Below are 25,154 nucleotides of genomic sequence, written 5' to 3' on the forward strand. Positions count from 1 at the left end.
CATGAAGTGTTTTTACCACCCTGACCAAGCGATGCATGCGCCGCCTACCTTCCTGCTACGTGGCCAGCCCGCCGCCTCGCCAGAGGGCCCGGTGCGTGCCGAGCTGCTAACGCAGGGGTTAGCGAAGGCTGGCTTAGTGCTCACTGCGCCAGTGGAGTCAGACTCTCCCACGCTGCGTAAACGCCTGGAGCAGATTCATACGCCGCGCTATTTGACGTTTCTCGAAACGATCTACGCCCGCTGGCAGGCGCTGCCCAATGCCGCCGAATTCGTGGCACCCAACATTCACCCCTGCGGCGGCGGCTTCCACTATCCCCGCCATCCCATTGGGCAAGCGGGCTGGCACCTGCACGATATGGCTTGCCCGCTTAGCGCGACCAGTTTTCAAGGCGCACTGGCCTCTGCCGCCACTGCCCAGGCAGCCGCTGAAGCCGTGCTGGCGGGGAAGGAAGTTGCCTATGCGCTATGCCGCCCGCCGGGCCATCACGCCGGGCCGGAGCGGGCTGGCGGCTTTTGTTTGCTAAATAACTCGGCGCTGGCCGCTACCGTGCTGCGCGAACGTTTTGCCAAGGTGGCGATCATCGATGTGGACCTGCACCACGGTAACGGCACCCAGGATATTTTCTACGCCAGGGGCGACGTATGGACAGGCTCGCTGCACGCTGACCCGAGTGATTTTTATCCCTTTTTCTGGGGCGGCGTGGACGAAGAGGGCAGCGATGAAGGTGTAGGGGCCAACGTCAATCTCCCTCTGCCGGTGGGCAGCGATGGCGAGGTCTATTTGGATGCCCTGGCGATCCTGATCGACCACCTGCAGCGCTTTGAACCGGATGCCGTCGTGGTGGCACTCGGACTCGATGCCCATAAAGAGGACCCTCTTGCGGGCCTAAACGTGGAAACCGAGGCGTTCATCGAGGTGGGAAAACGCCTGCGAGCGCTCGCGCTACCCATGGTCATCGTGCAGGAGGGTGGCTACCCCACCGAGCATTTAAGCGCCAACCTGGCGGCCTTTATGCAGGGGTTTAACGTATGAGCAGCACCGGTTTCTATTGGCACGAGCGCTGCTTTTGGCACGATCAGGGTGCCATCGGCGTATTCTCTGCGCCGGGCGAATTTCTGCAGCCCCAAGCCGCCTCGGAAAGCCCCGAGAGTAAGCGGCGGTTGAAAAATATCCTGGAAGTCAGCGGGCTGATCGACGAGCTGCACGTGGTCAAGCCCCCCGCTGCCACGCTGGCCGACCTGCGGCGTTTTCATACCCCGCGCTACCTGGAGGAACTGCAGGCAGGGGACAAAGCGCAGGGCGGCAACGGCGGCGACTGCGCGCCTTACATGCCGGGCAGCTGGGCGGCCGCCACTCAGTCCGCAGGGTTAGCCATTGCCGCTGTGGAGGCCGTGGCGCTGGGCGAGGTGGCTAACGCCTATGCGCTATGTCGCCCGCCAGGCCACCACGCCGAAGCCGACCAGGGTCGAGGGTTCTGCCTGTTGGGCAATATTCCCGTGGCGGTGATGCGTGCCCGCGCCCTGGGCCAAGCTAACCGGGTCGCGATACTCGATTGGGACGTTCACCACGGCAACGGCCAGCAGGCGGCTTTCTATCACGACCCCGATGTCTTCACCATTTCTATACATCAAGCGGCCAACTACCCGCTGGACACCGGTGGTTTCGATGAGCAGGGCGAAGGGGCCGGGTTAGGCGCCAACCTGAATCTGCCGCTGCCTCCTGGCTGTGGCCTAGGGGCCTACGCGTATGCCATGGAAACGCTGGTGCTGCCCGCGCTGGAAGCGTTCGCCCCCGACCTGATCGTGGTGGCCTGCGGCTATGATGCCTGCGCCAAAGACCCGCTCGGCAAGATGCTGCTCAACAGCCAAGCCTTCGCCACCATGACGGCCCACGTCATGGCCGTGGCAGAACGCTGCTGCAACGGCAAGCTGGTAATGGTGCATGAAGGCGGCTACTCCGAAGGTTATGTGCCGCTCTGCGGTCTCGCGGTGATCCAAACCCTCGCGGGCAGTCACACGGCTGTGTTCGACCCGCAAAACGACGAAATTGCCGCCTGGGGCTACCAAGCGCTGCAGCCGCATCAGCAGGCGCTCATCGATGGCTGGCAACAACAGTGGGAGCAAATGACCCGATGACACCGCTTTATGATCGTGACGGCTGGATTTGGCAGGATGGCCAGTGGCTGGCCTGGCGGGACGCCAAAGTGCATGTATTCACCCATACGCTGCACTACGGCATGGGCTGTTTTGAAGGCGTGCGCGCCTACGCAGGGCCGCAAGGCCCGCAGCTGTTTCGAGTGGCGGAGCATACCCGCCGATTAGTGGAAAGCGCCCACGCGCTGGATATTCCGCTGCCGTTTAGCGAAGCCGAGCTGATCGATGCCCAGCGTGAAAGCCTGACCAAAAACGGGCTAAGCAGCGCCTATTTAAAGCCCACCGTGTTTCTAGGCGCGGAAGGCCTGGGGCTGCGTGCCCAAGGGCTGACCACTCATGTCATGATTGCCGCCTGGGATTTAGGGCCCTACCTTTCCCCGCACGCAGCGTCCCACGGACTGCGCGCCTTGACCTCTTCCTGGGCGCGCCATCACGTCAACATCAGCCTTTGCCGTGCTAAAACCAGCGGCCACTACGTGAATTCGATGCTGGCGCTCAACACGGCAGTCAAAGCGGGCTTTGATGAAACCATCATGCTCGACCCCGAAGGCTATGTGGCCGAGGCCTCGGCGGCGAACGTCTTTTTACTGCGCGATGGCGTGCTACACACCCCGGAAGTGACCTCCTGCCTGCAGGGCATCACCCGAGATAGCGTCATTCAACTGGCCCGGGATGTGTTGGGCATCGAAGTCAAAGAACGGCGCATTACCCGCGATGAGCTTTACACCGCCGATGAGGCATTTTTGACCGGCACCGCCGCCGAAATTCTGCCGCTAAGAGAGCTGGATGGGCGCAGAATCGGCACTCGCGCCGGGGCGCCGCCCCTTAGCGAGCCGGTGGCGGCGAATAGCGTAACGGCCCAGCTGCAGCATCTTTATCGCCAAGCAGTGCGCGGCGAGTTAGACGCCTACCGGCACTGGCTAACACCGGCATAACGGTGGCTGATCGCTTTTTAATCGCCCCGGCATCGCACCGGGGCAAACGGCGCTAGCCGTGCTGCTGAAGCGCTTTTTCCAGCGTGGCCAATCTGCCGGGTGCCAACGCGTCTTCGACCGCTGTAATCCGGATCACGTTGGCCAATTCCGGGTGGGCGAGGCGGGCTACCAGCACGCCCTCGGCCAACAGCTCCTGATGCACCGCTGCCGCCAACTCCGCGCTGGGTAGCCGAATGCCGACGAAGTTCGTCGCGCTGGGCAGCACGTCGGCCCCCAAACCAATAAAGTGCAGCGCCAACTGCTCGCGTCGGGCTTTCACTGCTTCAATGTGCTGGCGTACTTCGTCGGGGTGATCGAGCACGACTTCAGCCGCCGCCTGAGTGAACGACGACACCGCGTAGTGAATACGCACTTTCATCATCATCGCCAGCACGTCGGGCTCGGCAATCGCGTAGCCAATACGCATCCCGGCTAGGCCGTGGGCTTTGGAGAGCGTACGTAGGCGAATTACCCCCGGCAGCGCCTGGCCGAGGAACTCGCTGCCCGCGTCATCACGAAAATCGCCGTAGGCCTCGTCCAGCAGCAGCCAGCACGCTTCCGGCAGTGCCTCGCGCAGCTTGAGAATCGCGCTATCGCTATGCAGGTGGCCGCTGGGGTTATCGGGGTTCGCTAGATACACCAACCGTGCCTCTTCTTGATGGGCGGCCGCGGCCAGCGCTTCTAAATCCGGGGCGAGCACGCCAGGCGCTTCATGGTAGCTGGGCTCGATCAACCGGCAGCCCTGGCCTAATGCAAAGTAACCAAACGTGGGGTAGGTGCCTGCGGTGCTTACCACCGCATCGCCCGCCGTGCAGGTGGTGCGCAGCGCCAGTGCGATCAGACTATCGGCACCGGCATCCACCAGCAGATGCTCCAGCGGAATGTTCTGCTGCGCGCTCAAGCGCTGGCGCACTCCCAAGGCCTCGGCATCGCCATAGCAGTACACGTGCTGTGCCACCGCGTCGCCAAAGTGCTCCCGTAGGGCGCGGTGCGGCATGTCTAATCCCTCGTTAGAACCCAGCCGATGGGGAAGCTCCCGGCCAAGTTTCCGCTCCAATACTTTGATACCCGGGAAAGGGTTGTGGGGGCCTTCGCCGGTCAGGTGCGCGGGGTAGCGGGGCGTTGTATGCGAGGACATGGGCGAATCCTAAATATAAAAGTGGTTAGCTTAAAATCTTACCGCGATTCAGTAGTCGGTGTGGGTCAAGCGCGTGCTTTAGCGTCTGCATCAGTTCGATTTCCTCGGTAGAGCGGCAGGTGCTTAGCCAGGGACGTTTCTCCAGGCCGATACCGTGCTCGGCAGAGACCGAGCCGCCCAGTGCGGCCAGCGGTTGATAAACCATGGCCTCTACCTCGCGCCGAACCGACAGCTCGGCACTGCCCGCGCTTACGGAAATATGCAGGTTGCCATCGCCTAAATGGCCAAACACCACCAGCCGTGCGTCGGGCCAGCGCTTGGTCAACTGCGCTTCCAGCGCATCGGTATAGCGCTGCATCTCGGCAATCGGCAGGCTGACATCGAACGTCAATACGGGGGCAAGGCCTTTGACCAGGCCTTCGATATCCTCGCGTATCGCCCATAGGCCGTCGCGCTGGGTGCTCGACTGCGCCAAGACAGCATCGACGATCAGTTCGCTCTCTAGCGCGCTTTCCAAGGCGTCACGAAACTGGGTAGCGTTACGCTCGGCGTCGCTGCCTAGCGATTCGATGATCACATAGAAAGGGTGCTCATGGGCAATCGGTGTAGCGTGGCGGCCAAGCGTTTCCGTCAGCAAGCGGTAGTGGTTCTGCCACATGACTTCGAATGCACCCAAACTGCCGCCCAGCGCTTTCCCCATCTGGCTGAGCAGCCCCGTCAGCGCGTCGAAGGAGGGGCAGGCCACCATGGCGGTTTGTTCAAAAGGCGTCGGGGGCTGCAAGCGCAGCACGGCGCGGGTAACGATCCCCAACGTGCCTTCGCTGCCGATGAAGAGCTGCTTTAAATCGAACCCGGCGTTGTTCTTCAGCATCCGGTTCATGGAGCTGACCACCCGGCCATCGGCCATGACGGCCTCTAGCCCCAGCACCTGCTGGCGCATCATGCCGTAACGAATCACCCGCACGCCTCCGGCGTTGGTGGCGATATTACCGCCGATGGTGCAACTGCCCCGCGCGCCTAAATCCAGCGGGAACTGTAGGCCCACCTCTCTAGCGGCTTCCTGTACCCGCTGTAGTGGTGCCCCTGCTTGCACGGTCAGCGTCCCGCCCACGCGGTCTATCTCTTCGATGGCCGTCATGCGTTCGAGGGAAATCACCAGTTCGTCAGGGTTTGCTTCGGCGCCGTGCACCAGCCCCGTCAAACCGCCGTGAGTCACGATTGGCTGCCTTGCCTCATGGCAGGCGCTCATCACCGCAGAGAGCTGTTCGGTATCCGCCGGGCGAACGATGGCACCTGCTTGGCAGGGGGCGCCGGTCATCCAATCCTCACGCCGACTGCTCACATCGTCGCCGGTCAATACATGAGGCGCGCCGACGATAGCGCGCAGCGTTTCCAGGGGTATTTGCATGTGTGTTCCTTCGCCTATCGTGTCCATTTAGTCAATCACGCGGTGGCGGCCACGGGCGCTTCGCGGCCTGGAATGGCGTCGAGCAGGTCTTGGGTATACGCCTCACGCGGGGCGAGGAAAATCTGCTCGGCGCTGCCCTGCTCGACGATACGGCCGTGTTGCATCACCACGATGCGGTCACACAGCTGGGCAGCGACGCGCAGGTCGTGGGTGATGAACAGCAGCGAAAGCGACAGGCGCTGTTTCAGTTCCTCCAGCAGCTCCAGCACCTGGGCTTGAATGGAGACGTCGAGGGCGGAGACGGCTTCGTCGGCGACGATCAGTTCCGGGTCGAGCGCCAGCGCGCGTGCGATGCCGATTCGCTGGCGCTGGCCGCCGGAAAATTCGTGGGGGTAGCGCTCCACGGCGCTGGCGCCCAGGCCCACCATATCGAGCAATTCTCCTGCCTGTTTCAGCGCGGCGGCCTTTGGCATGCCGTTGGCCATCGGCCCTTGGGCAATCGCCATGCCCACCTTAGTGCGTGGGTTGAGCGAGGCGTAGGGGTCTTGGAAGATCATTTGCACCCGGTGGCGCTCGCGGCGCAGCGCGTCGCCTTTTAGCTGCGAGAGGTTGACGCCGTCCAGCAGCAGCTCGCCGCTATCCGGGTGCTCCAGACGCACCACGCAGCGGCCCAGGGTCGATTTCCCCGAGCCGGATTCGCCCACGATACCCACGGTTTCCCCCCGGGCGAGCGTGAGCGATACGTCATTCAGCGCATGCACTTCACGGGCAGGCTTGAACCAGCCGCCTCGCGAGCGGAACACTTTTTGCAGCCGCTTGATTTCCAGCAGCGGTGCGACCTGGTCGGTGTCGCGGTGGGGCGGTACCGCATTACTGGGAATGGCCGCAATCAGCGCCTGGGTGTAGGCGTCTTGGGGGTTCTCCAGCACCGAGCGGGCGTCGCCCAGTTCGACGATTTTACCGTGGCGCATCACGCAAACGCGGCTGGCAATCTCGGCCACCACGCCAAAATCGTGCGTGATGAACATCACGGCCATGCCGCGCCGCTGCTGCAGGTCGCGAATCAGCGCCAGTATTTGCGCCTGGGTGGTGACATCCAGCGCCGTGGTAGGCTCATCGGCAATCAGCAGCGTGGGCTCCAGCGCCAGCGCCATGGCGATCATCACTCGCTGGCGCTGGCCGCCGGAAAGCTCGAACGGGTAGGCGCGAATGGCTTTCTCCGGCTGCGGAATACCGACTTCGATGAGTAGTTCCAGTGCGCGGGCCTGGCGCTCCTTGGGGGTAAGCTGACCGTGGGCTTCGAATACTTCGGCAATCTGTGCGCCGACGCGCATCAGCGGGTTCAGGGCGGTCATCGGCTCTTGGAAAATCATGCCGATTTTCAACCCGCGCAGGGTGCGGTGCTGCTTTTCCGTTAGGGCGAGCAGATCCTGCCCTTCGAACAGCACTTCGCCCTGGGTAGCGTTCACGCCTTTGGGCAGCAGGCCCATGATGGCGTTCGCCGCCATCGACTTGCCGGAGCCCGACTCGCCCACCACGCACATGATTTCACCGCGCATGACCTCGTAGCTCACGCCCTCGACCGCGAGTGCGCGGTCGGCCCCTTTCGGGAGGGCAATGCTCAATTCGCGAATGCTGAGGACCGTTTCTGTAGTGACATCCGTCATGGCGAGCTCCTAGCGTTCGCGGGAAAGTTTCGGGTTGAGGGCGTCGTCGAGTCCTTCGCCCACCAGGTTGAGCGCGAGCACCGTCAGGAGGATGGCCAAACCGGGGAAGAAGCTTAGCCACCACGCCTGACGAATGACCGTGCGCGCCGCCCCAATCATGTAGCCCCAGGACATCACGTTGGGGTCGCCCAAACCGAGAAACGACAGCGCCGACTCCAGCAAGATCGCGGTGGCCACCATCAGCGAGGCCAGCACGATAATCGGCGATAACGTGTTGGGCAGAATCTGGCGCAGAATGATCGTGCTATTGGACTGGCCCACCAAGCGGGCGGCTTCGACATACTCACGGTTGCGCAGCGACATGAACTCCGCGCGCACCAAGCGCGCCACCGGTGGCCAGCTGACAATCGCAATCGCCAGGACGATCGAGGTGACGCTGGGCTGCATGATCGCCACCAGGACGATGGCCAGGGCAAAGTTGGGAATCGTCTGGAAGAACTCGGTAAAGCGCATCAACGCGTCGTCGACCAAGCCCCCGTAGTAACCGGCAATGGCCCCAAGCGGCACACCAATCAACAGTGCAACGCTGGTGGATACCAGCCCGATCAATAGCGAGACCCACGCGCCGTGCATCAGGCCCGCCGCCACGTTACGGCCCATGGTGTCGGTGCCCAGCAAAAAGCCTTCCTGGGAGAACGGCGGCAAAAAAGGCCGCTGCACCATGCGCCAGGGCGATTCAGGAAACAGCACGGGGGCAAGCACCGCCATGGCAATCATCAGCAGCAGAATGACCAGCCCCACGAGGGCCCCACGGTTCTGCGCAAAGCGTGCGAAAAAGCTCATGACGCCCCCTTGATACGCGGATCAGCCAGGCGATACACCACGTCGGTGATGATGTTGAAGACGATGACCAGCGCCGCCGAGAAGAAGAAAATGCCCAGCAGCAGGTTGTAGTCCCGCTGCTGCAGCGCTTCGAACATCAGGCGGCCGATACCGGGCCAGGCAAACACGGTTTCGGTCAGGATCGCCCCGCCCACCATTTGCCCGGCCTGCAGGCCCGCCAGCGTAATGATGGGCAGTAGGGCGTTGCGCAGCACGTGGCGGCGCTGAATGACCCCCGGCTTGAGCCCTTTGGCCCGCGCCGTTTTGACATAATCCTGCTGAGCGGCATCCAGCATGGAGGTGCGCGTCATGCGGGTATAAATCGCCATGAAAAATAGCGCCAGCGTAGTGGCGGGGAGCACCAAGTGCTTAGCCACATCGAGCACCAGCGCAAACCCTGTGTGGCCCGCGCCCACGGTATACAGCCCGTAGGCGGGCAGCCAGCCCAGGTAAACCGAAAACACCACCACCGACATCAGCGCCACCCAAAACAGCGGCGTGGCGTAGAACACCAGCGCTAACGCCATGATCAGCGAGCCGGACGGTTTCTTGACACGGGCAGCCGCCATGGAGCCGGCCACGATGCCCAACACCAGCGAGAGTACGAAGGCGGTGCCGGTCAGTAGCAGGGTGGCAGGTAAGCGATCCATGATCAGATCGAACACCGGCACGCCCAGCCGGTAGGAGTAACCGAAATCGAGCATGGCGATACCCGACACATAGCGCCACAGCTGCACGTACATCGGCTGGTCGAGCCCGAAGCGCTCGCGCAACTGGTCGAGAAACTCCTGGTCGGCGGCGCCGGCTTCGCCCGCCAGAATGGCGGCCGGATCCCCGGGGGCCATTTGAATCAGTAAAAAGTTAAAAATGACGATGAGGAACAGCACAATCACGGCTTTGAACAGCCGCATCAGAACGAGGCGCGCATAAACCATAAGTCGTTTCCTGACGGATACCTTCGAGACATAGCTAACGAGCGATAGCTAAAAAAACCCAGGCAGCTCGCGCTACCTGGGTGGACTGGTCTAGCGATCTAGCCAAGCATCTTTAAAGCCGTCGTTGACCCCCACGCCCGAGGTGACGAGGTTTTTCACATCACAGCGGTACAGCGTCGGGAAGCCCAGCTCCATCAGCCAGCCGACCGGCACGTCCTCATGCAAGATTTCCTGCACTTCGTGGTACAGCGCTTCACGCTCTTCATCGGGGAAGGCGGTCGCGGCCGCGTTGAAGAGTTCGTCGACGCGCTCGTTTTCATAGCCTTCGACGTTATTCCAGGGCGAGCCCTTGGCGATGTTGTCGGACAGGTAGGTGCGCGAAATCCCCAGTGCCGGATCGCCATACTGATAGAGGTAGGTAAAGGCCAGGTCATAGTCCCAATCGCCCAGGCGCTGGTTCCAGCCGCCCACGTCGGTGGCTTGGGTGCTGACGTTGATACCCACTTCACGCAGGTTTTGTTGCACGGCTTCGGCCCAGCGGGTCCAGGTCTCGCCGTAGGGCAGCGGTAGGATGGTGATCTCCTCACCGTCGTAGCCCATTTCGTCGAGCAGCTCGCGGGCACGCTCAGGATTGTGATCGTAGGGCTCCAGGTCGTCGTGTTGGAAACGCGCGTTAGAGCCAAACGCCGAGAGCGGTACGTTGCCCAGGCCGTTCCACAGCACGTCCTTGGCAAACTCGCGATCCATGGCGTACATGACCGCTTGGCGGAAGCGTTTGTCGGCGGTCGGGCCTTCGCGGTTATTCATCCATAGCATGGCGAAGGGGCTGAAGTACTCGTGGCCCTCTTCGGTCATACAGACGTTATCCATGGCCGAAAGGCGCGGAATATCGAAGTTTTCCACGGTGCCGCTGGGCAAGACATCGATGGTACCGTTTTCGAACGCCACTGCGCGGGAGCCGCCATCAGGAATCACGTGCCAGTTGACGCCATCCAGATAGGGCAGCCCCTCTTCGTAGTAGTCGTCGTTTTTGACCAGCTCGATGACGGTGCCGCGCTCCCAGTTGGCAAACTTGAACGGGCCCGTGCCAATCGGGTGGTCGTTATGCTCGTTATTACGGAAGTCGGTGCCCGCGTAGAGGTGCTCGGGCACCATGGTGAATGTGCCCGCCTCGAACGAGATCAGGAAAGGCCCGAATGGCTCCGTCAGTGTGAACACTACCGTGTGGTCGTCGGTGGCCTCGATGCTTTCCACATGCTGTAACACGGCCCGCGCGCTGGGATTCAACTCACGGTGGAAAACATCGGCGGAGAACACTACGTCATCGGCGGTGAAGGGTTCACCGTCGTGCCAGGTCACGTCTTCCCGAAGATGAAACGTGTAAGTGCGCCCATCCTCACTGACCTCCCACGACTCGGCCAACTGCGGCATGGGTTCTAAATCCGTGGTGTAACGCAGTAGCCCCTCATAGATATTGCCCGCGACGGTGCGGGTAGGGGCGTTTTGAATCATGCCCAGCACCAGGCCCGGCGGCTCAGGCTGAATGATCGTATCGATGGTGCCGCCAGATTGGGGCTTTTGTGCCGTGGCGGCGGTGGAAAGGGCAAGCGCTGCAGCGGTAATGGCCAAAGCCAATGGTGTCTTCATGTTTCCTGCTCCTCGGTTATTAGCACGTAATGTGTTTACGTCGTCGTTAGGCGAGCGAGGCGTGACGGTAGAGACCGATTATGATGTTTATTGGAGGTCCTCTTTGACCATAGCAGTGCTTGGTTAAACTGTCGACAGTCGTCAATCGGCCGTCGACAAAGAGCCCTTTTTTGTCATACTGAGCAGTATATGAATGATCGAGAGTGCACTTTATGGCCCCTCCGCTAGCAGCACCCAATACCTACATTCAGCAGCATAACCTTGTCGAGCAGGTGGCCGATTACTTAACGCAAGCGATTATTCAGCAGCACTTTTTACCCGGAGAGCGCCTGTCAGAAGTCCAGCTTTCCAAGGACCTGGGCGTGAGTCGTGCACCTGTGCGTGAAGCAGCACGTTTGCTGGAGAGTCGCGGCCTGCTGATCTCGAAACCACGGCGGGGGTTTTTCGTCCGGGCGTTGAATGCCGTTGAACTGGAAGACGTCTTCGATCTGCGGCTGTGCTTGGAGCGGCACGCCATCCAGCGTTTGGCCGAGCGTTACAGCGGCGAGGCTGAGCGCGCATTGAAGCAACAAGTAGAGGTATTGTGCGAGGCGGCCGCCAGTAACGACGGGACGCGCCGTATCGAGGAAGACCTGCAGTTTCACCGCCTCATGTTGCACTACGCAGGCAACGAGCGGCTGCTGCGCGCCTTCGATAACCTGACCCACGAGCTGCGGCTCTGTATCACGCTCATCACCAAGACCCACGAAGCCCCCGACACCATCGCCACCAGTCATTTCAAGCTGCTGGATGCCCTAGCCAGTGGCCAGGCGGCCACGTGCCGCGATGCCATCGATTACCACATCGGCGTCGCCCGCGATTTCGTGGTGAAAGGGGTGAGCGACAGCGGAGCCCCCTTACCATGAAGACGTTCTTTCACGCGGATCAGGCGCTTCATCATCCGCAGACCTACTTCTCCCGGGGCAAAATGCGCACGCCTCAAGAAGTGCCCGAACGCGCCATGCACTTGCTGGCCGCCGCCAAGCGGCTGGGCTTTGATATTCGGAGTCCTGCGGATCACGGCGTGGGGCCGATCAGGGCCGTGCACTCGCTGCCCTATCTGCGTTTTCTGGAAAGCGCCCATCGGCGCTGGCAGGCGGTGGGCGAGGATTGGGGGGAGGAGGTGATCTCCAATATCTTCGTGCGTTCGCCCAACGCCCTGCGCGGCATCCTGGCCGAAGCGGCGCGCTACCTGGCCGATGGCAGCGCGCCGGTGGGGCAGCACACCTGGCACTCGGCGTACTGGTCGGCGCAAAGTGCCGTGGCGGGTGCCGAGGCGTTGCTGGCTGGAGATCGGTTTGCCTATGCATTATCACGCCCACCGGGCCACCACGCGGGCATCGACTCAGCGGGTGGTTTCTGCTTTCTCAACAATGCCGCCATTGCGGCTCAGCATCTCACCTCGCGGTTTCCGCGCATCGTCGTGCTCGACCCGGACATGCACCACGGTCAGGGCATACAGGAGATTTTCTACCAGCGCGACGATGTGCTCTACATCTCCATCCATGGCGATACCACCAACTTCTACCCGGCGGTCTCCGGTTTCGAAGAGGAGCGCGGGAAAGGGGCAGGGCTGGGCTACAACCTCAACCTGCCCATGCCGCACGGATCAAAAGAAGCAGTGTTCTTCGATAGGTTGGCGGACGCTTGCCAGGCCATTCGCCTGTTCGAACCCGACGCGCTGGTACTGGCGCTGGGGTTCGATATCTACGAGCGCGACCCTCAAGCCAAAGTGGCCGTCTCTACCGCCGGGTTTGCAGAACTTGGCCAAAGGGTAGCCAGCCTGAACGTGCCCACCCTGGTCGTGCAGGAAGGCGGCTACTACCTGGAAGGGCTGGAAGCCAACGCGGTGAGCTTTTTTGAGGGGTTGCGAGCACGCCGTTGATAGCGACCTGGAGATGACCCCCGCACGTTAGAGAAGAGTAAGACAAGCGCTGGAGGTGTCTGGCAAGATAGCGTTTTCGGACGTTAAACGATCAAGGACACGGCATGGCGCATCTGCTACGCATCGTGATGATTCACGGCCACCTGAACGGCGTGGTCGAACTCAGTGTGGACGGCCACACCAATATTTGCGGCACCAACGCGTCGGGTAAAACCACGCTCCAGCGGCTGGTGCCGGTGTTTTACGGCGAGCTGCCCAACAAGGTGGTGCCGAAAACCCGCATGAAATTCGATGCGTTCTATTTGCCCCATCGCAACAGCTACCTGGTGTACGAATACCGCCGCGAAGCGGGCAACGTGTGCCAGGCGGTGCTGACCCGCAAGCAGGAAGGCGGCGTGGAGTATCGCTTCGTCGGTGCGCCTTACCGCCCGGAAGACTACCTGGTCGAGACCGAGCAGGGCCCGCTGGCGCTGGACTACACCCAGTGGGCCAGCGGGCTGCGCCGCAGCGGCACGCCGGTGTCACCCAAGCTGGGGGCCACCTCCGAGTTCCGCTCGGTGATCCAGAACGACTTTACCCAGCTCCACGGCAATAGCCGCGATGGCCTGAAGCTGCGCCAGATCGCCGCCCAGTTCAGCCTGGTCAATCCCGAGCGGCGCATTCGCCATATCGAAAAGCTGGTCTCGGCGGTGCACGCCAAAGAGGGCAAGATGGATACCCTCAAGACCATGCTGGCGGCGATTTTCGAAGAGGACGGCGTCGAGCTGCCGGTTACGCGTATTCGCAGTGCCAAGGCCCGCGAGTGGATTCACCAGATGCGCCAATCCATGCGCCTGGAGCCGCTGCAGGCCGCGCTGGCCAAACTCTCCGGCATCGACCGCGAGTTGGCCGAACTCGACACCACCCTGTGGCAGCTCAAACCCCAGCTAGCCGCCGACCGCGAACAGGCCCAGCGGCAGGTCGCCGACCTGGAAGGTGAGCTCAACCGCCATCAGCGGGAGTTCCAGGCCGAGGAGCAGGCCTACACCGAGCGGCGGGATGCGCTCAACGACCAGCACAGCGAAGTGGCAAGCCAGCTGCAGCACGCCCAGCACCGCCTCAACGACCTGCAAACCCGCTTCGAGCAGTACGCCGATGCCGATATGCCCGGCCTGGAGCGGGACATCAACGCGCTGCCCCAGTGGCGCGAACAGCGCGACCAGTTGCAGCAACACCTGCAAGTGATGCAGGACGCAGTCAAGGAAAGCCAGGCGCGCCTGGATGGCCGACTGCGCGAACTCTCTGAAAACCTCGCCCGCCAGACTCAAGAGAACCAGGAACTGATCGACGCGCTGGTGGAGGAGAAAGCCGAGCGCCGCGAGCAGCAGTGGCAAACCGAACAGCAGCACAACGAACGCTATCAGCAGGCCCGCCAGCGGCTGGAGAGCGAGTATCAGGCCCAGCTGGAGCTAGGCGTCGAGCAGTTGGCCGAGCTGAAGGCCCAGCTGGCCATGCCCAGCCAAACCCGCGAAGAAGCCCAGGAAGCCGAGCTGGCCCAGGCGCGGTTGGACGATGCCCAGCAGGCCCGCAGTGCCGCTGCCACCACCCTGGAAGCGCTGCGCCGCGAGCTGGACGCCCACAAGCGCGAGCGCGATACCGCCGAGCAGCATCTCGTGCAGTGCCGTCAGCAGCGGGAGCGTGCCGAGCAGCACTGCTACACCCTTTACCAGCAGCAAACCCCCGAGCAGGGCAGCCTGCGCCACTTTTTGCGCTACCACCGCCCCGGCTGGGAACAGCAGCTTGGCAAGGTGATCGCCCCGGAACTGCTGGAGCGCCGCGACCTCGCCCCCCAACTGGCCGACAACGCCAGCGACGACCTGTTCGGGCTGGCGCTGGATCTTTCCGCCATCGCGCTGCCCGACTACGCCCAGGACGAAGCCAGCCTGCTGGCCGCCATCGAAGAGGCCGAGAGCGCCAAGGCCCGTGCCCAGAGCGCCTGCGTGGCGGCCGAAAAAGCCCTCAAGCAGCACAACGAACGGGTACAGCAGGCCGATGACGCTCAGGACACCGCCCGCCTGGCCCACCAGCGCGCCGAGCAGGAGGTGGAATACGCCCTGGAAGCGCGCCGCCAGCAGCAGGCCCGCCACGCGGAGAGCCAGAAAGCCCGCCGCGCCCACATCGAAGCTGCCCTGGCCCGCCAGGAGCAGGCGCAAACCGAGCTGCGCGACGAGAAGCGCGACGCCCTGGCCGAGCTGGCCGAGACCCACCAGGGCCAGCTGCTGGAACTCAAGGCCGACGCCCAAAGCCAGCTCGATAGCCTCGATGCCCAGTTACGCACCTATAAACAGCAGCTCAGCGATGCCAACGCCGAACACCAGCGACAGCGCGAAGAGCTGGAAGCCGCTTTCAGCCAGGAACTGGCCGAGCAAGGCGTCGATCCCGCCCAGCTCAAAGCCACCAAAAACCGCCTGGAAGCGCAGAACGAGCGCATTCGTAAAACTGCCGCCCGCCAGGAGGAGCTGGCCGAGTACCAGCGCTTCATGCGTATCGAGTGGGGGCAGCACAAACCCCAGCTGGTGGCGGAAGAGGCCGAGCTGGCCCAGCGCGACCAGCAGCTCAAGCGCGATAAAGCGCACCTGAAAAACGCCTTCCACGCCGCCAGAGAGGCCCACCAGCAGGCAGTGAACGGCCTGAAGGCCCAGCGCGACAGCGCCCGAGGCACCCTGGACACCCTCACGCCGCTGCTCAACCAGCTGGAAAGCCTGGAGCTGGTGGCCGAAGGTGCGCCAGCGGAAGCTAGCGTGGGTGGCGTGGACGAACGCATCGAACGTACCCGCCAAGCGCTGACCAGCCGCCACCAGCAGCTAGAGCAGCTGCGGCGTGGCTGCCTGGAGGTGGAAAGCCAACTGATCAAGGACGCCAGCAGCGGCTTTGCCGATGCCCTGCAGAGCGAACGCGACAAGCTGCCCAGCGACAGCCCACGGCTACTGCTGCCGCTTTTACGCGGCATGCTCAAACTGCTGGAGGATCAACAGCAGCAGTTGATTCAGGAAGGGCGCAACCTCAGCGACGACCTGGACAAGTTCTTCATCGTCTTCCGCGATTTGAACCGGCGCATCAGCGCCCAGAGCCGCCGCCTCTCGGAAGAGGTGGCCGACGATCTGCGCCTGGAAGGCATCAGCAAAGCGGAAGTGCGCATTCAGTCCACCATCGACGAGCTGGGCTTCTGGGAACCGCTCAAGCTGTTCGCCCAGCGCTACAAGGCGTGGCGGGAGTCCGGCCAGACGCTGCCCAGCGACGACTACCTCAACGCCCTGGCCGACGTGGTCGACCTGCTGCGCAGCGACCAGCAGTACAGCTTCGAAAGCCTGCTGCGCCTGGAGCTGCACCTGAACGAGGGCGGCACGGACCTGGTGATCAAGAATGACCGTCAGCTGCTGGAGTCCTCCAGCCACGGCATGGCGTATCTGATTCTGTGCAAGTTCCTGCTGGCGTTTACCCGCCTGCTGCGGGGCGATGCGCACATCGCCATCCACTGGCCCATCGATGAGATCGGCACCCTGGCCTACCACAACGTCGAAAAACTGTTCGATGCCTGCGACAGCAACCGCATCCATATCGTCGGGGCCTTCCCCAACCCGGAATCCGACGTACTGCTGCTGTTCGCCAACCGCTACCTCATCGAACGGGACGCCCAGCAACAGCGCCAGCTCAAGCGTATCGAGCCGCGTCTCAGCGCGCTGGCGCAGAAAATCAAGCAGCGCCAACAGGAGGTGAGCGCATGATCGAACACGGCCCCCTGCTCGAACGCCTGCTAGCAGGCGATTTCATCTGCGCCATCAGTGAAGAGAACGCCTACCGCCACCTGGCCAACGAAGAAACCCGCGAGGCCATCGACGCCTACCTGCGCCCGCTCAACCGGCGGCTGGCCAGCAACGAGGATGCCAGCGTCTACTTCCTCGCCTGGCGGCAGCTCAACGACACCGCCCGAGAGCAGCTCTCCCGCCAGCTGGCCGACACCCTCAACAGCCTGCTGCCCATGCTGGAGTGGCTGCAACTGGTGCAGGAAGCGCTGGGCCGCGACGCCCTGGCCGCCCCTGGTGATGTGCTCAAACCCGCCGAGTTCAGCGCCAAGTGCGAAGACAACCAGAGCCTGCGCGAGCGCCTGGAGCGGCTGGCCACGGACAGCTTCTTTGGCTCCCAGAGCGACCAGCTGGATGCCCAGGTGAAGCAGATCTTTAAACGGCTGAAAGAGCACGGCTACCTGATGCAGCCCCACAGCGAACGCCAGGTGTTCGTGGTGACCGGCAAGATGGACTACCTGGTGGACGTGGTGCGCTTCATCCGCGACGAAGAGAACCTGCCCATCGACGCCGACGAGGAGACGGGCACGCAGGAGGCCCTGCTGTGAGTAGAAGTATGGGCAATGGGGCGGACATTGGCGTGGGCGAGTTGGAAAGCCGCCTGCTCAAGACCGGCGCGGAACGCCTGGCGCTGCTGGGCAAGCACGCCGAACGGCTGATGCAGGCCTACACCCGCGACGACGTACCGCTGGAAGGCCTGAGCGACGGCGCGTTGCGCAAGCTGCTGGCCGCCCGGGTGCTGTGGCGGCCCGACGAGCAGAGCGGCGTCAAACTCTCGCCCAAGGTGCGCGACCTGATCGCCGAAATGCTCGCCGACGAAACCCGCCGCCACGTCAATGCCGACGTGGCCGAAACCCTGGAGCTGATTCGCACTCAGGTAGATAGCTACCGGGAAGCCCGCAGCAAAGGCGAACACTGGCGCCAGGAGCAGCAGCTACTGCGCCTGCGCCAGGAGGTAGACGATCTCAACGGCCGCTTTGCCGACGCCATCGACAGCCTGTGGCAGCGGCTCAACAGCGATTTCGGTTTCGTCAGCCAGCTCAACGACAAAATCCGCGAGAACGACCGCGCCCAGAAGCAGATCGTGCGGCTGCTCGACGGCCTCGCGCTGATCGACTTCGACGAGCTGATCGCCCTGGTGGGTAGCGACGGCAGCCTGCGCAAGCTGCTCATCAGCCAGCTCCAGAACCGCCTGAGCCACCACTACACCAGCCTGCGGGAAGTGCAGCGGCGGCTGATCGAACTCATGGCCCGCTTCCGCAAGCAGCAGGCCCGCAGCCGCCTGATGTCCGGCATGGCCGCCTTCATGCGCGAACACCCCGGCTTCGTGCCCGGCAACTACGCCCAGCGCAGCGAGGTGCCCGCGCTGTTCAACCGCGCCGCGCCGCTCAACCCCGCCGCCGCCCCGGCGCTGGACCGCCCCCTGGATACCCGCGTTTTGGCCGAGCTGCTGCACGAGCTGCCCGCCCCGCGGCACGCCGCGCAAAACGTCGCCGTGGCCAACGCCGTTCAGCCCGCGGAAGAGAGCCTGGCCGCCGCCCGCCAGCAGGCGCTCAAGCTGGACGTGGAACGCTTCTACCTCGCGGTGCTCGATCAGCCCCCAGCCGAGCCGGTCAGCGCCCTGGCGTATCTGCAAGAGAGCGGACTGGAGTGGGCGGACGAGATTTGGCTGTTCCAGGTGATTGCCGAATACCAGGGTCTGCCGCGCAGCGAGCAGCAGGCTTTCCGCCTGCAGCAAGAGGAGAGCAAGGCCAGCGCCTATAACGACCTGCGGTTGATTCACGATGTGGCCCTGGCGGTAGCGGTATGAACCTGCCCAGCCGCGCACGGGCAGGGCTCAACGGCGTAGCCCGGGAACTCAATCGCCAGCCCACGGTGGAGAAGCCCCGCCGCCAGTGGGTGGAAGATGTGGTGGCCTGGTGCCGCCAGCAGGATATCGACCTCGGTATGCGGCTTTCCAGCCAAGCCCTGCGCTTCGACGCCGAGCTGCTGGCGCAAATCGATGGCGTGCTGGCCAGCGCCCACCTCGCCCCGCTGGGCCGCTCGCTCAGCGGCCTGAGCAGCGCCGCCCAGGCCAAAGAGGGCGTGGAAGAGAACAAAGCCACCCGCGAAGGCCCCCGCGCCTGGCGCGTACTGCTCAGCCTGCCGCCGCAACCCACTCCGGGGCTTTCCAACGAGCCCCGCTGCAGTCGCGACGTGGACGTTCGCCACCTCACGCTAGGAGCCTTCGGCGCGCTGGTGCAGGTGGAAAACCTCGACAGCTTCTACGCTTTCAACCCGAACATCAGCGCCCTCAACGGCTACGCCAACCCGCTCATCGCCTACCGAGGCGACAGCCACTACGGCGGCGGCTTCGCCCACCTGGCCGAGGTATGGCGCAAAACCCGCCGACCGCACCTCTACGCAGGCGATTTCGACGCCAAAGGCATCACCCTCGCGCTCGACAGCGGCGCCACGCACCTGCTGCTCCCCGACATGGCGTGGCTCACCCAACACGCCACCCCCCTGCACCAGCCCGCCGGGCAGCTCCCCTACCAACGGCGGCTACGCCAACTCCACGTCAGCCTATCGCCCCAACATCCACTAAGGCCCTACCTCACGCTGCTGGAAAAACAGCGCGGGCTTAAGCAGCAGTGGTTTGAGGGGGAATTGGTGGCGGTGGGGGTTGGTTAGTGGCTTGCTCCCTGTTTGGGCTTTTTGTGGAGCATTCGTTGCGGAGTGCGTTTCTGGTGGTTTGATGAGGCAAAGCAAAACGCGCCAGCATGCGAATGTTGGCTACATCGCCAACATTCTCTTTGCGCGCTGTAGAATCAATGAGGTAGATTCGATTTGGTGGCTATGAAACCTCAGTCATTGTGATGTCGCGTTCATTGAGGTTTCATGGCAGGGCGGTTAATCACTGTTAGGATTTTTCGGATACGAGCTTATAGATGGATGATAATCAAAAAAAAGAATTATTCAGCAAAGCTTTCGTGAAAGCATTGGCAGCTCAATCAGGCCTGAGAAGCGCCGAGCCTGATGTGGATGATGACAGTATAGATATCATTATTCGGGGCAGAGGCTACCGAACTGGTATTCGAAATCCTCAAATTGACGTCCAGCTGAAATGTACAGCTAATGATGAGGGGGATGAGGATTTTCTCAAGTTTCCACTGTCATTGAAGAATTACAATGACCTGAGAGGCGAAGATGTACTGTGTCCCAGATACTTATTTGTTTTAGTTGTTCCGACAAACTGCGAAGACTGGTTAGTCCATCAGTCTACCTCTAGCATAATAAAGCACTGCTGTTATTGGTTCTCACTGCGTAGCATGCCCGCTGTGAAAAATAATACTTCAGTTACACTGAGTATTCCGAGGTCTCAACGGCTTACTTCGCAAAGCATGATCTGTCTAATGAATGTAGCTAATACGAGGGAGGTCGCATGAATTCCCTCGACTTGAAACTATTCATAAAAGACGTTATTCCGAGTCGTCTTGAAAAATATTTGTATTCATGTGGCTGGGCCGAGGATGGTGTCGTAGGTGATAAAGCAAAAGTATGGCATCGGCCGGAAGAAAAGTATTTCGACTTGGAAATCATTCAACCTTTAGATGAAAATCTTCGCGACTACTCGCAAAGAATGTACGAAGCAATTCAAGTTTTATCCGAATTTGAAGGGCGGTCGTCTACTAAGATAGTTGATAATATTATCAATTTTGACTCTGATATAGTGAAAATCCGGGTTATGAGTCCAGATGTTGATGCCGGAGCTATACCTATTGATGACGGTGTTTTGCTTTTTGAGAAAGCAAAAGATTTGCTGGTTTCATCTAGCCTCTCCGCGTTCAAGAAGAAGAGGTTTTATTCTGGCAGCTGGCCATCAGCGGTGAAAGAGTTTTTAGACACATTAAGGTTTGGGCAGACCGAGCGTGGTAGTTATATAGTTAATGTTATTGCGCCCATTACTCACTTTTCTGAAGTGGATATTCCTGAGGCTGATAGCTCCATTACTCGATCAATAAGTAATAATCTGGCGAGGAGCTTGCAGGCAACAAGTGTTGCTATTGAAAAGTACGAGAAAACGAAAGAACTGCTTTGTTTTGAAGAGGCGATTTCAAGTGGAGTAAGCGCAAATCTCTGCGACGCCATCATAGGTATTAGTGGATCAGCACGTAGTCGTGATGTAGAGATTTCGATAGAGCTTGCCGCATCTGAGAGAGATTCTCAAGATTTTATAAAAAATCATAAGTTTCTTTCTCGGCACATTCCAATATTAGATACAGCATCAGAATATTTTAAGGGCAACTTCGTCATTAAAAACTACGAGGCGTACGGTTTGGTAATAAGAATGGATCATGAGCCTACTGAAGATTATGGAGTGGTGAGAGTAGCCTCATTAGTTAACGGAGCTACCAAGAATATCTCCATCCAGCTAGGCCTAGATGATTACTGGGAAGCTGTCAAAGCCCATAAGCCCAAGTTTCCAGTTAAATGCTATGGTGACCTTCATGTAACCCCTCGGTCGGCATATCTAGTTGATCCTCGGAATTTTCAAGTTATAGGTGACACAGATTTGTTCGATGGGCAATCCTAACAATCGCAGGCACGGGGACAAGATTTCCGCTGTGCTAAAATCTTGCCTGTGCTGCGGGCGTTAGTCAGGGAGTGGTTTAAGAGTGTTTTGGAAAACAATTCCAAGGGCAGTCAATTTAGCGGCGCTCATCTCGACGATCCTGCTGCTAGTAAAGTTGTTCATATTTAATAAAATTCCTGAGCCAGTTGGCGGCTTTCATGAATTCGGACTGGTTTTTGAAGCAGTGCTTGCCTCAGTGTTGGCGAGTTATGTTTTCTATCTGATAGTGGTGCACTTCAAAGAGGTGCGAGAAAAGAAAGCGATATACCCCTTCGTGACACGCTGGGCAAATCTTGTAGTCAAAGATTGCAAGATGCAGATCGCCGGATTTACTGGGGGTGATCCCAGTAAGCTCGATTTTCGAACTTTGGAGAAGCACGACATCGAAGCCGTTTTTTCTGGATTGGCGCCTAATGGGGACGCACCTTTGGTTTTCTGGCAAGGAGGCCAGGCGAACTGGCTTCAATACTTTGAAAACTACAGGGTCAGATCATTGCGTCACATTGATAAGATAATGACTCAGCTTCTCTTTCTTGAAGCCCCGCTGGTAGCGTTGTTGATGAAAGTCCAAGACTCAACGCATTTTAACTCAATCGAGACCTTGTCGAGGGTCAGGTTGAATAACGACAATCTCATTACGTTTGCAGGTGCTTTTTTTGATTATGTCCAAGCATGCCGCGATTTGGATGCGTATCTGAAAGCCCATGCTATTCATTCGACCAGTGACTAATAACAATTGCTGTCAAGGGACGCTCGTGACGTCGCGCCCATACCGCAGGCGTTGAGGCTGTAGAAAAACCCCTTTGACAGCCAGGTTTTGGTAGGATCGGGAAAACAGACGGGGAGTGGTCAGCATGCCGCGCTTCAAGGTTTACAACTACGATCAGAACGTCATGGCTGTGTTGAATTGTCAGTATCCGCCACAGCCCGAGATGTAGACCTGTTGCAAGACCTGCCTCACCGGCAAAGCTTTTCTTTGATTCCGTACCGCATGAAACCTCGCTGACAGGCCTTATCGGTCGATGTGCCGAATGTTCTGATAAGCGTTGCTGATATCAATTTTGGCGATGAGCGCAAAACTATTGTTGCGCGGTGCGCATCATGCTATGGTTTCTTAATGATTAAATCATTCCGGCACAAAGGGCTGAAACGGTTCTACTCAACTGGCAGCACCGCTGGCATACAGCCGGATCATGCCAAGAAGCTACGTATGCAGCTTCTTGCTTTGGATACCGCCACTTCAGTCGAAGATATGAACGTCCCTGGCTTTAGGCTTCACCCATTGAAAGGGAAAGACAAAGGGCGATGGTCGATTTGGGTGAACGGAAATTGGCGTATGACGTTCGAATTTCAGGACGGCAACGCCTACATTCTTGATTATGAGGATTATCACTAATGACGATGCATAATCCGCCGCATCCTGGTGAATTTATTCGGGAAGTGTATCTAGAACCCTTTGGCATTAGCTCGCGTCAGCTTGCTTCGAGCCTGGGCGTTTCACCGTCCACGTTGTCCCGGCTGCTCAAAGGAGAAAGTGGCATTAGCCCGGAAATGTCGCTGCGCCTTTCCAAAGTGCTTGGACGTAGCCCTGAGAGCTGGTTAGCGATGCAGGATATGCATGATCTTTGGGTGGCTCGGAGTATGGTCGATCTTGATGGCCTCCATCCACTGGAATTTAACGTCGCTTGATAAGCGTTTGACATGGCGTCTTTGCCTCCATGAGGTTGCCGCATCCTGCCAGTGTTAAAAGCCGGTGATCGCCAGGTCCAGAGTCCCGACAATTTGGTCTCTAACATGTGAGAGAGAGCCGATGGGATTCTGTAGATGTTTTTCAGGCACCGACGAAATCTGTGGCGTTAACAGCAATAGCGCCTGATCGCCAAAGCTGATTTCAGGAGTGAGTCCTTGCAGGGTGTCGTTGCCGAAGGCGGAGCGGTTGCCCAACGGGATGACGATGCGGGTGGTCAGTTCGCTTAGCAAACTGCTTTGAACATCCACAAGGAAAGGGTAATGCGCTTTGCTGGTTTAGCTTGGATTGGGGGATACATCGAACTGTGCCTTTAAAACTCCCTCAATTCGTCGCCAAAGCATCCGTGTTGTTCGACAAAATCGTTATAATTTTTTATCGCAGCGCGATTCTCTTCGACCCATCGTTGCGCTTCGCGTTGGGAAAGCTCTTCTTTTAGCGCTCGCTCCAGGGTGGCAGACACGTTAATGTTCAATTCACGTGTCCTGCGCAGCAGGTTGCTATTGATGGAGAGTTTCGCTGCTTTTTTCGGTGCGACTGAGTTGTATAGTTTGGCCATTGGAGCTTCCTGGTGGCTCTTGATGCATGGTCTAAATTTATGCGCCTGGTAATGCGTATTCAAGCATGCCTTGTGGCTTCGAACGTCCTCCCTTAACGCTCATTGTTGACTCGCCAATCAGATATGAACCTACTCTTCCTGGGTACCTCCGCAGGCGTGCCCACCAAACAACGCAACGTTTCCGGGATCGCCCTGCGCGAGAGCAAAGGCAAGGGTTGGTATCTGGTCGATTGCGGGGAGGGCACTCAGCATCAGGTGTTGCACACCAAGCTGTCGTTTCATTCGCTGAAAGCCATCTTTATTACCCACGTGCACGGCGACCACTGCTATGGGCTGCCGGGCATTCTGGCGAGTGCGGCCATGGGCGGGCGCACGGCACCGCTGACCCTTGTGGCACCCAAGGGTATTCAAACTTGGCTGGAAGCCACCTGTGCGGTCACCCAGCTCTGCCTGCCCTTCGCGCTGGAGTTCATCTGCTCCGATGACCTGCCCAGCATCGAGTTCGAGAACATGGCGGTGGAGACGAGTGCGTTGTCCCATCGCGTGCCTTGCTACGCCTATGCGTTCACCGAGCGCAATGTGAAGGCAGCGCTGGACGTGGATACATTAGATCGGCAAGGCATTCCCAGAGGGCCGTTGTGGGGGCAGTTGAAGCAGGGCGTGGATATAACGTTCGAAGGCAAACAACTGCGCAGCCAGGATTACCTGCTGTTCAAACACTCCCCCAGAAAGGTGGTGATTGCCGGAGACTACGACCGGCCCGAGCTGTTGGCGCAGGCGTGTGCTGGGGCGCAGTTGCTGGTTCATGAGGCCACCTACACCGAAGCGATGGCCGAGAAAGCCGGTGAGGTAGGGCATAGCTACGGCAAGCAGGTGGCGGTATTTGCCGAGCGGGTCACGCTGCCCAACTTGGTACTGACCCACTTTAGCCCCCGTTATCCGCTTATCTCCCATACTTCGCCCTCCATTGAGGATATCCGCAAAGAGGCGCAAAGCGTCTATTCAGGCGCGCTCTACATGGCGCGGGATTTTGTCGAATACAGTTTGGATAAGGCGGGGCAGTTGACAGAAGTGTCGAGCGAATAGCCCATGTCACCGTGCCATTTCTTGATATCCCAACGGGTAGATTAGTCGCGGCAATAGCCTTCGCCTGTTTTCACTACTAGGCAGTCTTCTTTTTCCAATAGCCACTTCATGCCGGTGGCTTCGCCATCGCCAGCTCGGAGCAAGTGTTGGCCGTCCTCGCGGTTGAAGCGAATACCCTCGGCGGTGGCCTGTCCCTCGAAGGTGCCGATTTGGTCGGCATCCAGGCCGTACTGCATTTCAAACAGATAGTGGCCCGGGCCTGCAGGCTCGTCCTTGCTGATGTCTAGAAATAACCCTTCAACGCCAATCCATCGGCCGACCCATTGGTCGGTTATCTGGTGGTGGGGCTCGCTTTGCTCGGTTGATGTACCTGCGTGCGGCGAGCCTGGTGCGGCGGTATTGCTGTTTTGGGCGCATCCGCTGATAAGTAATAGGGTGCTTAGAGCTAACCCGGATTTCTCACAGGGTATAAAAGAAAGCGGCTGAAAGTGCTATGATTTCAAGAACCTAACCAATCCATCAAGCACCAACAGCCGCTTCCAAAATGGTACCTGAAAAGCTGACCTTCTCGCCACT

Annotated in this window: 22 protein-coding genes and 1 pseudogene; 14 read left to right on the top strand and 9 right to left on the bottom strand. The window is 59.9% G+C overall.

The features are described 5' to 3' along the window. Position 1 precedes the first annotated feature (1 nt). From MHM85_RS07405 to MHM85_RS07415, 3 genes are read left to right on the top strand one after another with little or no spacing between them, the layout of a single operon-like run. Entirely contained in the window at positions 2–1,033 is a 1,032-nt protein-coding gene (locus tag MHM85_RS07405; RefSeq protein WP_219862862.1) for a histone deacetylase family protein, read from the top strand. Next, positions 1,030–2,136 carry a class II histone deacetylase gene (locus MHM85_RS07410; RefSeq protein ID WP_219862864.1) on the top strand — a complete coding sequence of 369 codons (1,107 nt, stop codon included), beginning with the start codon at positions 1,030–1,032 and terminating at the stop codon, positions 2,134–2,136. The genes MHM85_RS07405 and MHM85_RS07410 overlap by 4 nt, the downstream gene beginning before the upstream one ends. Further along, positions 2,133–3,089 carry a branched-chain amino acid transaminase gene (locus tag MHM85_RS07415; RefSeq protein ID WP_058579883.1) on the top strand — a complete coding sequence of 319 codons (957 nt, stop codon included), beginning with the start codon at positions 2,133–2,135 and terminating at the stop codon, positions 3,087–3,089. The genes MHM85_RS07410 and MHM85_RS07415 overlap by 4 nt, the downstream gene beginning before the upstream one ends. A gap of 52 nt (positions 3,090–3,141) precedes the next feature. Here the strand turns inward: MHM85_RS07415 and MHM85_RS07420 are convergent, their stop codons facing one another. From MHM85_RS07420 to MHM85_RS07445, 6 genes are all read right to left on the bottom strand, one after another. After that, the gene (locus MHM85_RS07420) at positions 3,142–4,266 is read right to left on the bottom strand and encodes an aminotransferase class I/II-fold pyridoxal phosphate-dependent enzyme (RefSeq protein WP_219862866.1); all 1,125 of its coding nucleotides are present in this window, start codon (positions 4,264–4,266) and stop codon (positions 3,142–3,144) included. Between the two features lie 25 nt (positions 4,267–4,291). After that, entirely contained in the window at positions 4,292–5,674 is a 1,383-nt protein-coding gene (locus MHM85_RS07425; protein ID WP_239285199.1) for an FAD-binding oxidoreductase, read from the bottom strand. A 35-nt stretch (positions 5,675–5,709) separates the two neighbouring features. Next, positions 5,710–7,341, bottom strand: a complete 1,632-nt coding sequence (locus tag MHM85_RS07430) for an ABC transporter ATP-binding protein (RefSeq protein ID WP_219862871.1) — start codon at positions 7,339–7,341, stop codon at positions 5,710–5,712. Between the two features lie 9 nt (positions 7,342–7,350). Beyond that, entirely contained in the window at positions 7,351–8,184 is an 834-nt protein-coding gene (locus tag MHM85_RS07435; RefSeq protein ID WP_219862873.1) for an ABC transporter permease, read from the bottom strand. Beyond that, on the bottom strand, positions 8,181–9,158 hold the full coding sequence (locus MHM85_RS07440) for an ABC transporter permease (RefSeq protein ID WP_139525078.1): 978 nt from the start codon (positions 9,156–9,158) through the stop codon (positions 8,181–8,183). Before MHM85_RS07440 ends, MHM85_RS07435 begins: the two co-directional genes overlap by 4 nt. 90 nt (positions 9,159–9,248) lie before the next feature. After that, a complete protein-coding gene (locus tag MHM85_RS07445; RefSeq protein WP_219862875.1) occupies positions 9,249–10,805 on the bottom strand; it encodes an ABC transporter substrate-binding protein in 1,557 nt (518 codons plus the stop codon). A gap of 212 nt (positions 10,806–11,017) precedes the next feature. Between MHM85_RS07445 and MHM85_RS07450 the strand changes: the two genes are divergently transcribed. The 10 genes from MHM85_RS07450 (at position 11,018) to MHM85_RS07495 (ending at position 22,875) form a co-directional block, all read left to right on the top strand. Continuing rightward, positions 11,018–11,710 carry a GntR family transcriptional regulator gene (locus MHM85_RS07450; protein ID WP_062373147.1) on the top strand — a complete coding sequence of 231 codons (693 nt, stop codon included), beginning with the start codon at positions 11,018–11,020 and terminating at the stop codon, positions 11,708–11,710. Then, on the top strand, positions 11,707–12,729 hold the full coding sequence (locus tag MHM85_RS07455) for a histone deacetylase family protein (RefSeq protein WP_139525081.1): 1,023 nt from the start codon (positions 11,707–11,709) through the stop codon (positions 12,727–12,729). Before MHM85_RS07450 ends, MHM85_RS07455 begins: the two co-directional genes overlap by 4 nt. Positions 12,730–12,833: 104 nt before the next feature. Continuing rightward, the gene (locus MHM85_RS07460) at positions 12,834–16,493 is read left to right on the top strand and encodes an ATP-binding protein (RefSeq protein ID WP_219862877.1); all 3,660 of its coding nucleotides are present in this window, start codon (positions 12,834–12,836) and stop codon (positions 16,491–16,493) included. Further along, entirely contained in the window at positions 16,490–17,119 is a 630-nt protein-coding gene (locus tag MHM85_RS07465) for a hypothetical protein (RefSeq protein WP_096922264.1), read from the top strand. Before MHM85_RS07460 ends, MHM85_RS07465 begins: the two co-directional genes overlap by 4 nt. 8 nt (positions 17,120–17,127) lie before the next feature. Further along, positions 17,128–18,381, top strand: coding sequence for a hypothetical protein (locus tag MHM85_RS07470; RefSeq protein WP_219863808.1), 1,254 nt, complete (start codon positions 17,128–17,130; stop codon positions 18,379–18,381). Next, entirely contained in the window at positions 18,378–19,244 is an 867-nt protein-coding gene (locus MHM85_RS07475; RefSeq protein WP_219862878.1) for a hypothetical protein, read from the top strand. The genes MHM85_RS07470 and MHM85_RS07475 overlap by 4 nt, the downstream gene beginning before the upstream one ends. A 751-nt stretch (positions 19,245–19,995) precedes the next feature. Next, entirely contained in the window at positions 19,996–21,147 is a 1,152-nt protein-coding gene (locus MHM85_RS07480; protein WP_219862883.1) for a hypothetical protein, read from the top strand. Between the two features lie 82 nt (positions 21,148–21,229). Further along, on the top strand, positions 21,230–21,916 hold the full coding sequence (locus MHM85_RS07485; protein ID WP_219862885.1) for a hypothetical protein: 687 nt from the start codon (positions 21,230–21,232) through the stop codon (positions 21,914–21,916). Positions 21,917–22,303: 387 nt separating this feature from the next. Next, positions 22,304–22,582 carry a type II toxin-antitoxin system RelE/ParE family toxin gene (locus MHM85_RS07490; RefSeq protein WP_096922274.1) on the top strand — a complete coding sequence of 93 codons (279 nt, stop codon included), beginning with the start codon at positions 22,304–22,306 and terminating at the stop codon, positions 22,580–22,582. Then, positions 22,582–22,875, top strand: coding sequence for a HigA family addiction module antitoxin (locus tag MHM85_RS07495; protein WP_219862887.1), 294 nt, complete (start codon positions 22,582–22,584; stop codon positions 22,873–22,875). The genes MHM85_RS07490 and MHM85_RS07495 overlap by 1 nt, the downstream gene beginning before the upstream one ends. Before the next feature lie 54 nt (positions 22,876–22,929). On the opposite strand, the pseudogene MHM85_RS07500 reads toward MHM85_RS07495, so the two are convergent. Together MHM85_RS07500 and MHM85_RS07505 are read right to left on the bottom strand one after the other, a co-directional pair. Continuing rightward, positions 22,930–23,193 (bottom strand): annotated as a pseudogene (locus tag MHM85_RS07500) (CcdB family protein); the annotation flags it as partial. 53 nt (positions 23,194–23,246) lie between these two features. Further along, positions 23,247–23,492 (bottom strand): type II toxin-antitoxin system CcdA family antitoxin, encoded by a 246-nt coding sequence (locus MHM85_RS07505; protein WP_239285195.1) that lies wholly within the window; start codon positions 23,490–23,492, stop codon positions 23,247–23,249. 123 nt (positions 23,493–23,615) lie between these two features. Here MHM85_RS07505 and MHM85_RS07510 point away from each other — a divergent pair, with 123 nt between their 5' ends. Beyond that, entirely contained in the window at positions 23,616–24,578 is a 963-nt protein-coding gene (locus tag MHM85_RS07510; RefSeq protein WP_239285193.1) for a ribonuclease Z, read from the top strand. A 41-nt stretch (positions 24,579–24,619) separates the two neighbouring features. Here the strand turns inward: MHM85_RS07510 and MHM85_RS07515 are convergent, their stop codons facing one another. After that, complete coding sequence (locus MHM85_RS07515) at positions 24,620–24,814, bottom strand: hypothetical protein (protein WP_239377698.1); 195 nt, start codon at positions 24,812–24,814, stop codon at positions 24,620–24,622. Between the last annotated feature and the right edge of the window lie 340 nt (positions 24,815–25,154).

This window comes from Halomonas sp. McD50-4 (assembly GCF_022348135.1).
Lineage (GTDB): Bacteria > Pseudomonadota > Gammaproteobacteria > Pseudomonadales > Halomonadaceae > Vreelandella > Vreelandella piezotolerans.

Bases quoted from the DNA above. Each gene is read 5' to 3' on its own strand.
- MHM85_RS07420 (WP_219862866.1), bottom strand. From the start codon at position 4,266: ATGTCCTCGCATACAACGCCCCGCTACCCCGCGCACCTGACCGGCGAA.
- MHM85_RS07460 (WP_219862877.1), top strand. From the start codon at position 12,834: ATGGCGCATCTGCTACGCATCGTGATGATTCACGGCCACCTGAACGGC.
- MHM85_RS07515 (WP_239377698.1), bottom strand. From the start codon at position 24,814: ATGCAGTACGGCCTGGATGCCGACCAAATCGGCACCTTCGAGGGACAG.
- MHM85_RS07450 (WP_062373147.1), top strand. From the start codon at position 11,018: ATGGCCCCTCCGCTAGCAGCACCCAATACCTACATTCAGCAGCATAAC.
- MHM85_RS07475 (WP_219862878.1), top strand. From the start codon at position 18,378: ATGAACCTGCCCAGCCGCGCACGGGCAGGGCTCAACGGCGTAGCCCGG.
- MHM85_RS07495 (WP_219862887.1), top strand. From the start codon at position 22,582: ATGACGATGCATAATCCGCCGCATCCTGGTGAATTTATTCGGGAAGTG.
- MHM85_RS07405 (WP_219862862.1), top strand. From the start codon at position 2: ATGAAGTGTTTTTACCACCCTGACCAAGCGATGCATGCGCCGCCTACC.
- MHM85_RS07425 (WP_239285199.1), bottom strand. From the start codon at position 5,674: ATGCAAATACCCCTGGAAACGCTGCGCGCTATCGTCGGCGCGCCTCAT.
- MHM85_RS07470 (WP_219863808.1), top strand. From the start codon at position 17,128: ATGGGCAATGGGGCGGACATTGGCGTGGGCGAGTTGGAAAGCCGCCTG.
- MHM85_RS07505 (WP_239285195.1), bottom strand. From the start codon at position 23,492: ATGGCCAAACTATACAACTCAGTCGCACCGAAAAAAGCAGCGAAACTC.
- MHM85_RS07480 (WP_219862883.1), top strand. From the start codon at position 19,996: ATGAATTCCCTCGACTTGAAACTATTCATAAAAGACGTTATTCCGAGT.
- MHM85_RS07435 (WP_219862873.1), bottom strand. From the start codon at position 8,184: ATGAGCTTTTTCGCACGCTTTGCGCAGAACCGTGGGGCCCTCGTGGGG.
- MHM85_RS07415 (WP_058579883.1), top strand. From the start codon at position 2,133: ATGACACCGCTTTATGATCGTGACGGCTGGATTTGGCAGGATGGCCAG.
- MHM85_RS07455 (WP_139525081.1), top strand. From the start codon at position 11,707: ATGAAGACGTTCTTTCACGCGGATCAGGCGCTTCATCATCCGCAGACC.
- MHM85_RS07465 (WP_096922264.1), top strand. From the start codon at position 16,490: ATGATCGAACACGGCCCCCTGCTCGAACGCCTGCTAGCAGGCGATTTC.
- MHM85_RS07410 (WP_219862864.1), top strand. From the start codon at position 1,030: ATGAGCAGCACCGGTTTCTATTGGCACGAGCGCTGCTTTTGGCACGAT.
- MHM85_RS07440 (WP_139525078.1), bottom strand. From the start codon at position 9,158: ATGGTTTATGCGCGCCTCGTTCTGATGCGGCTGTTCAAAGCCGTGATT.
- MHM85_RS07445 (WP_219862875.1), bottom strand. From the start codon at position 10,805: ATGAAGACACCATTGGCTTTGGCCATTACCGCTGCAGCGCTTGCCCTT.
- MHM85_RS07510 (WP_239285193.1), top strand. From the start codon at position 23,616: ATGAACCTACTCTTCCTGGGTACCTCCGCAGGCGTGCCCACCAAACAA.
- MHM85_RS07490 (WP_096922274.1), top strand. From the start codon at position 22,304: ATGATTAAATCATTCCGGCACAAAGGGCTGAAACGGTTCTACTCAACT.
- MHM85_RS07430 (WP_219862871.1), bottom strand. From the start codon at position 7,341: ATGACGGATGTCACTACAGAAACGGTCCTCAGCATTCGCGAATTGAGC.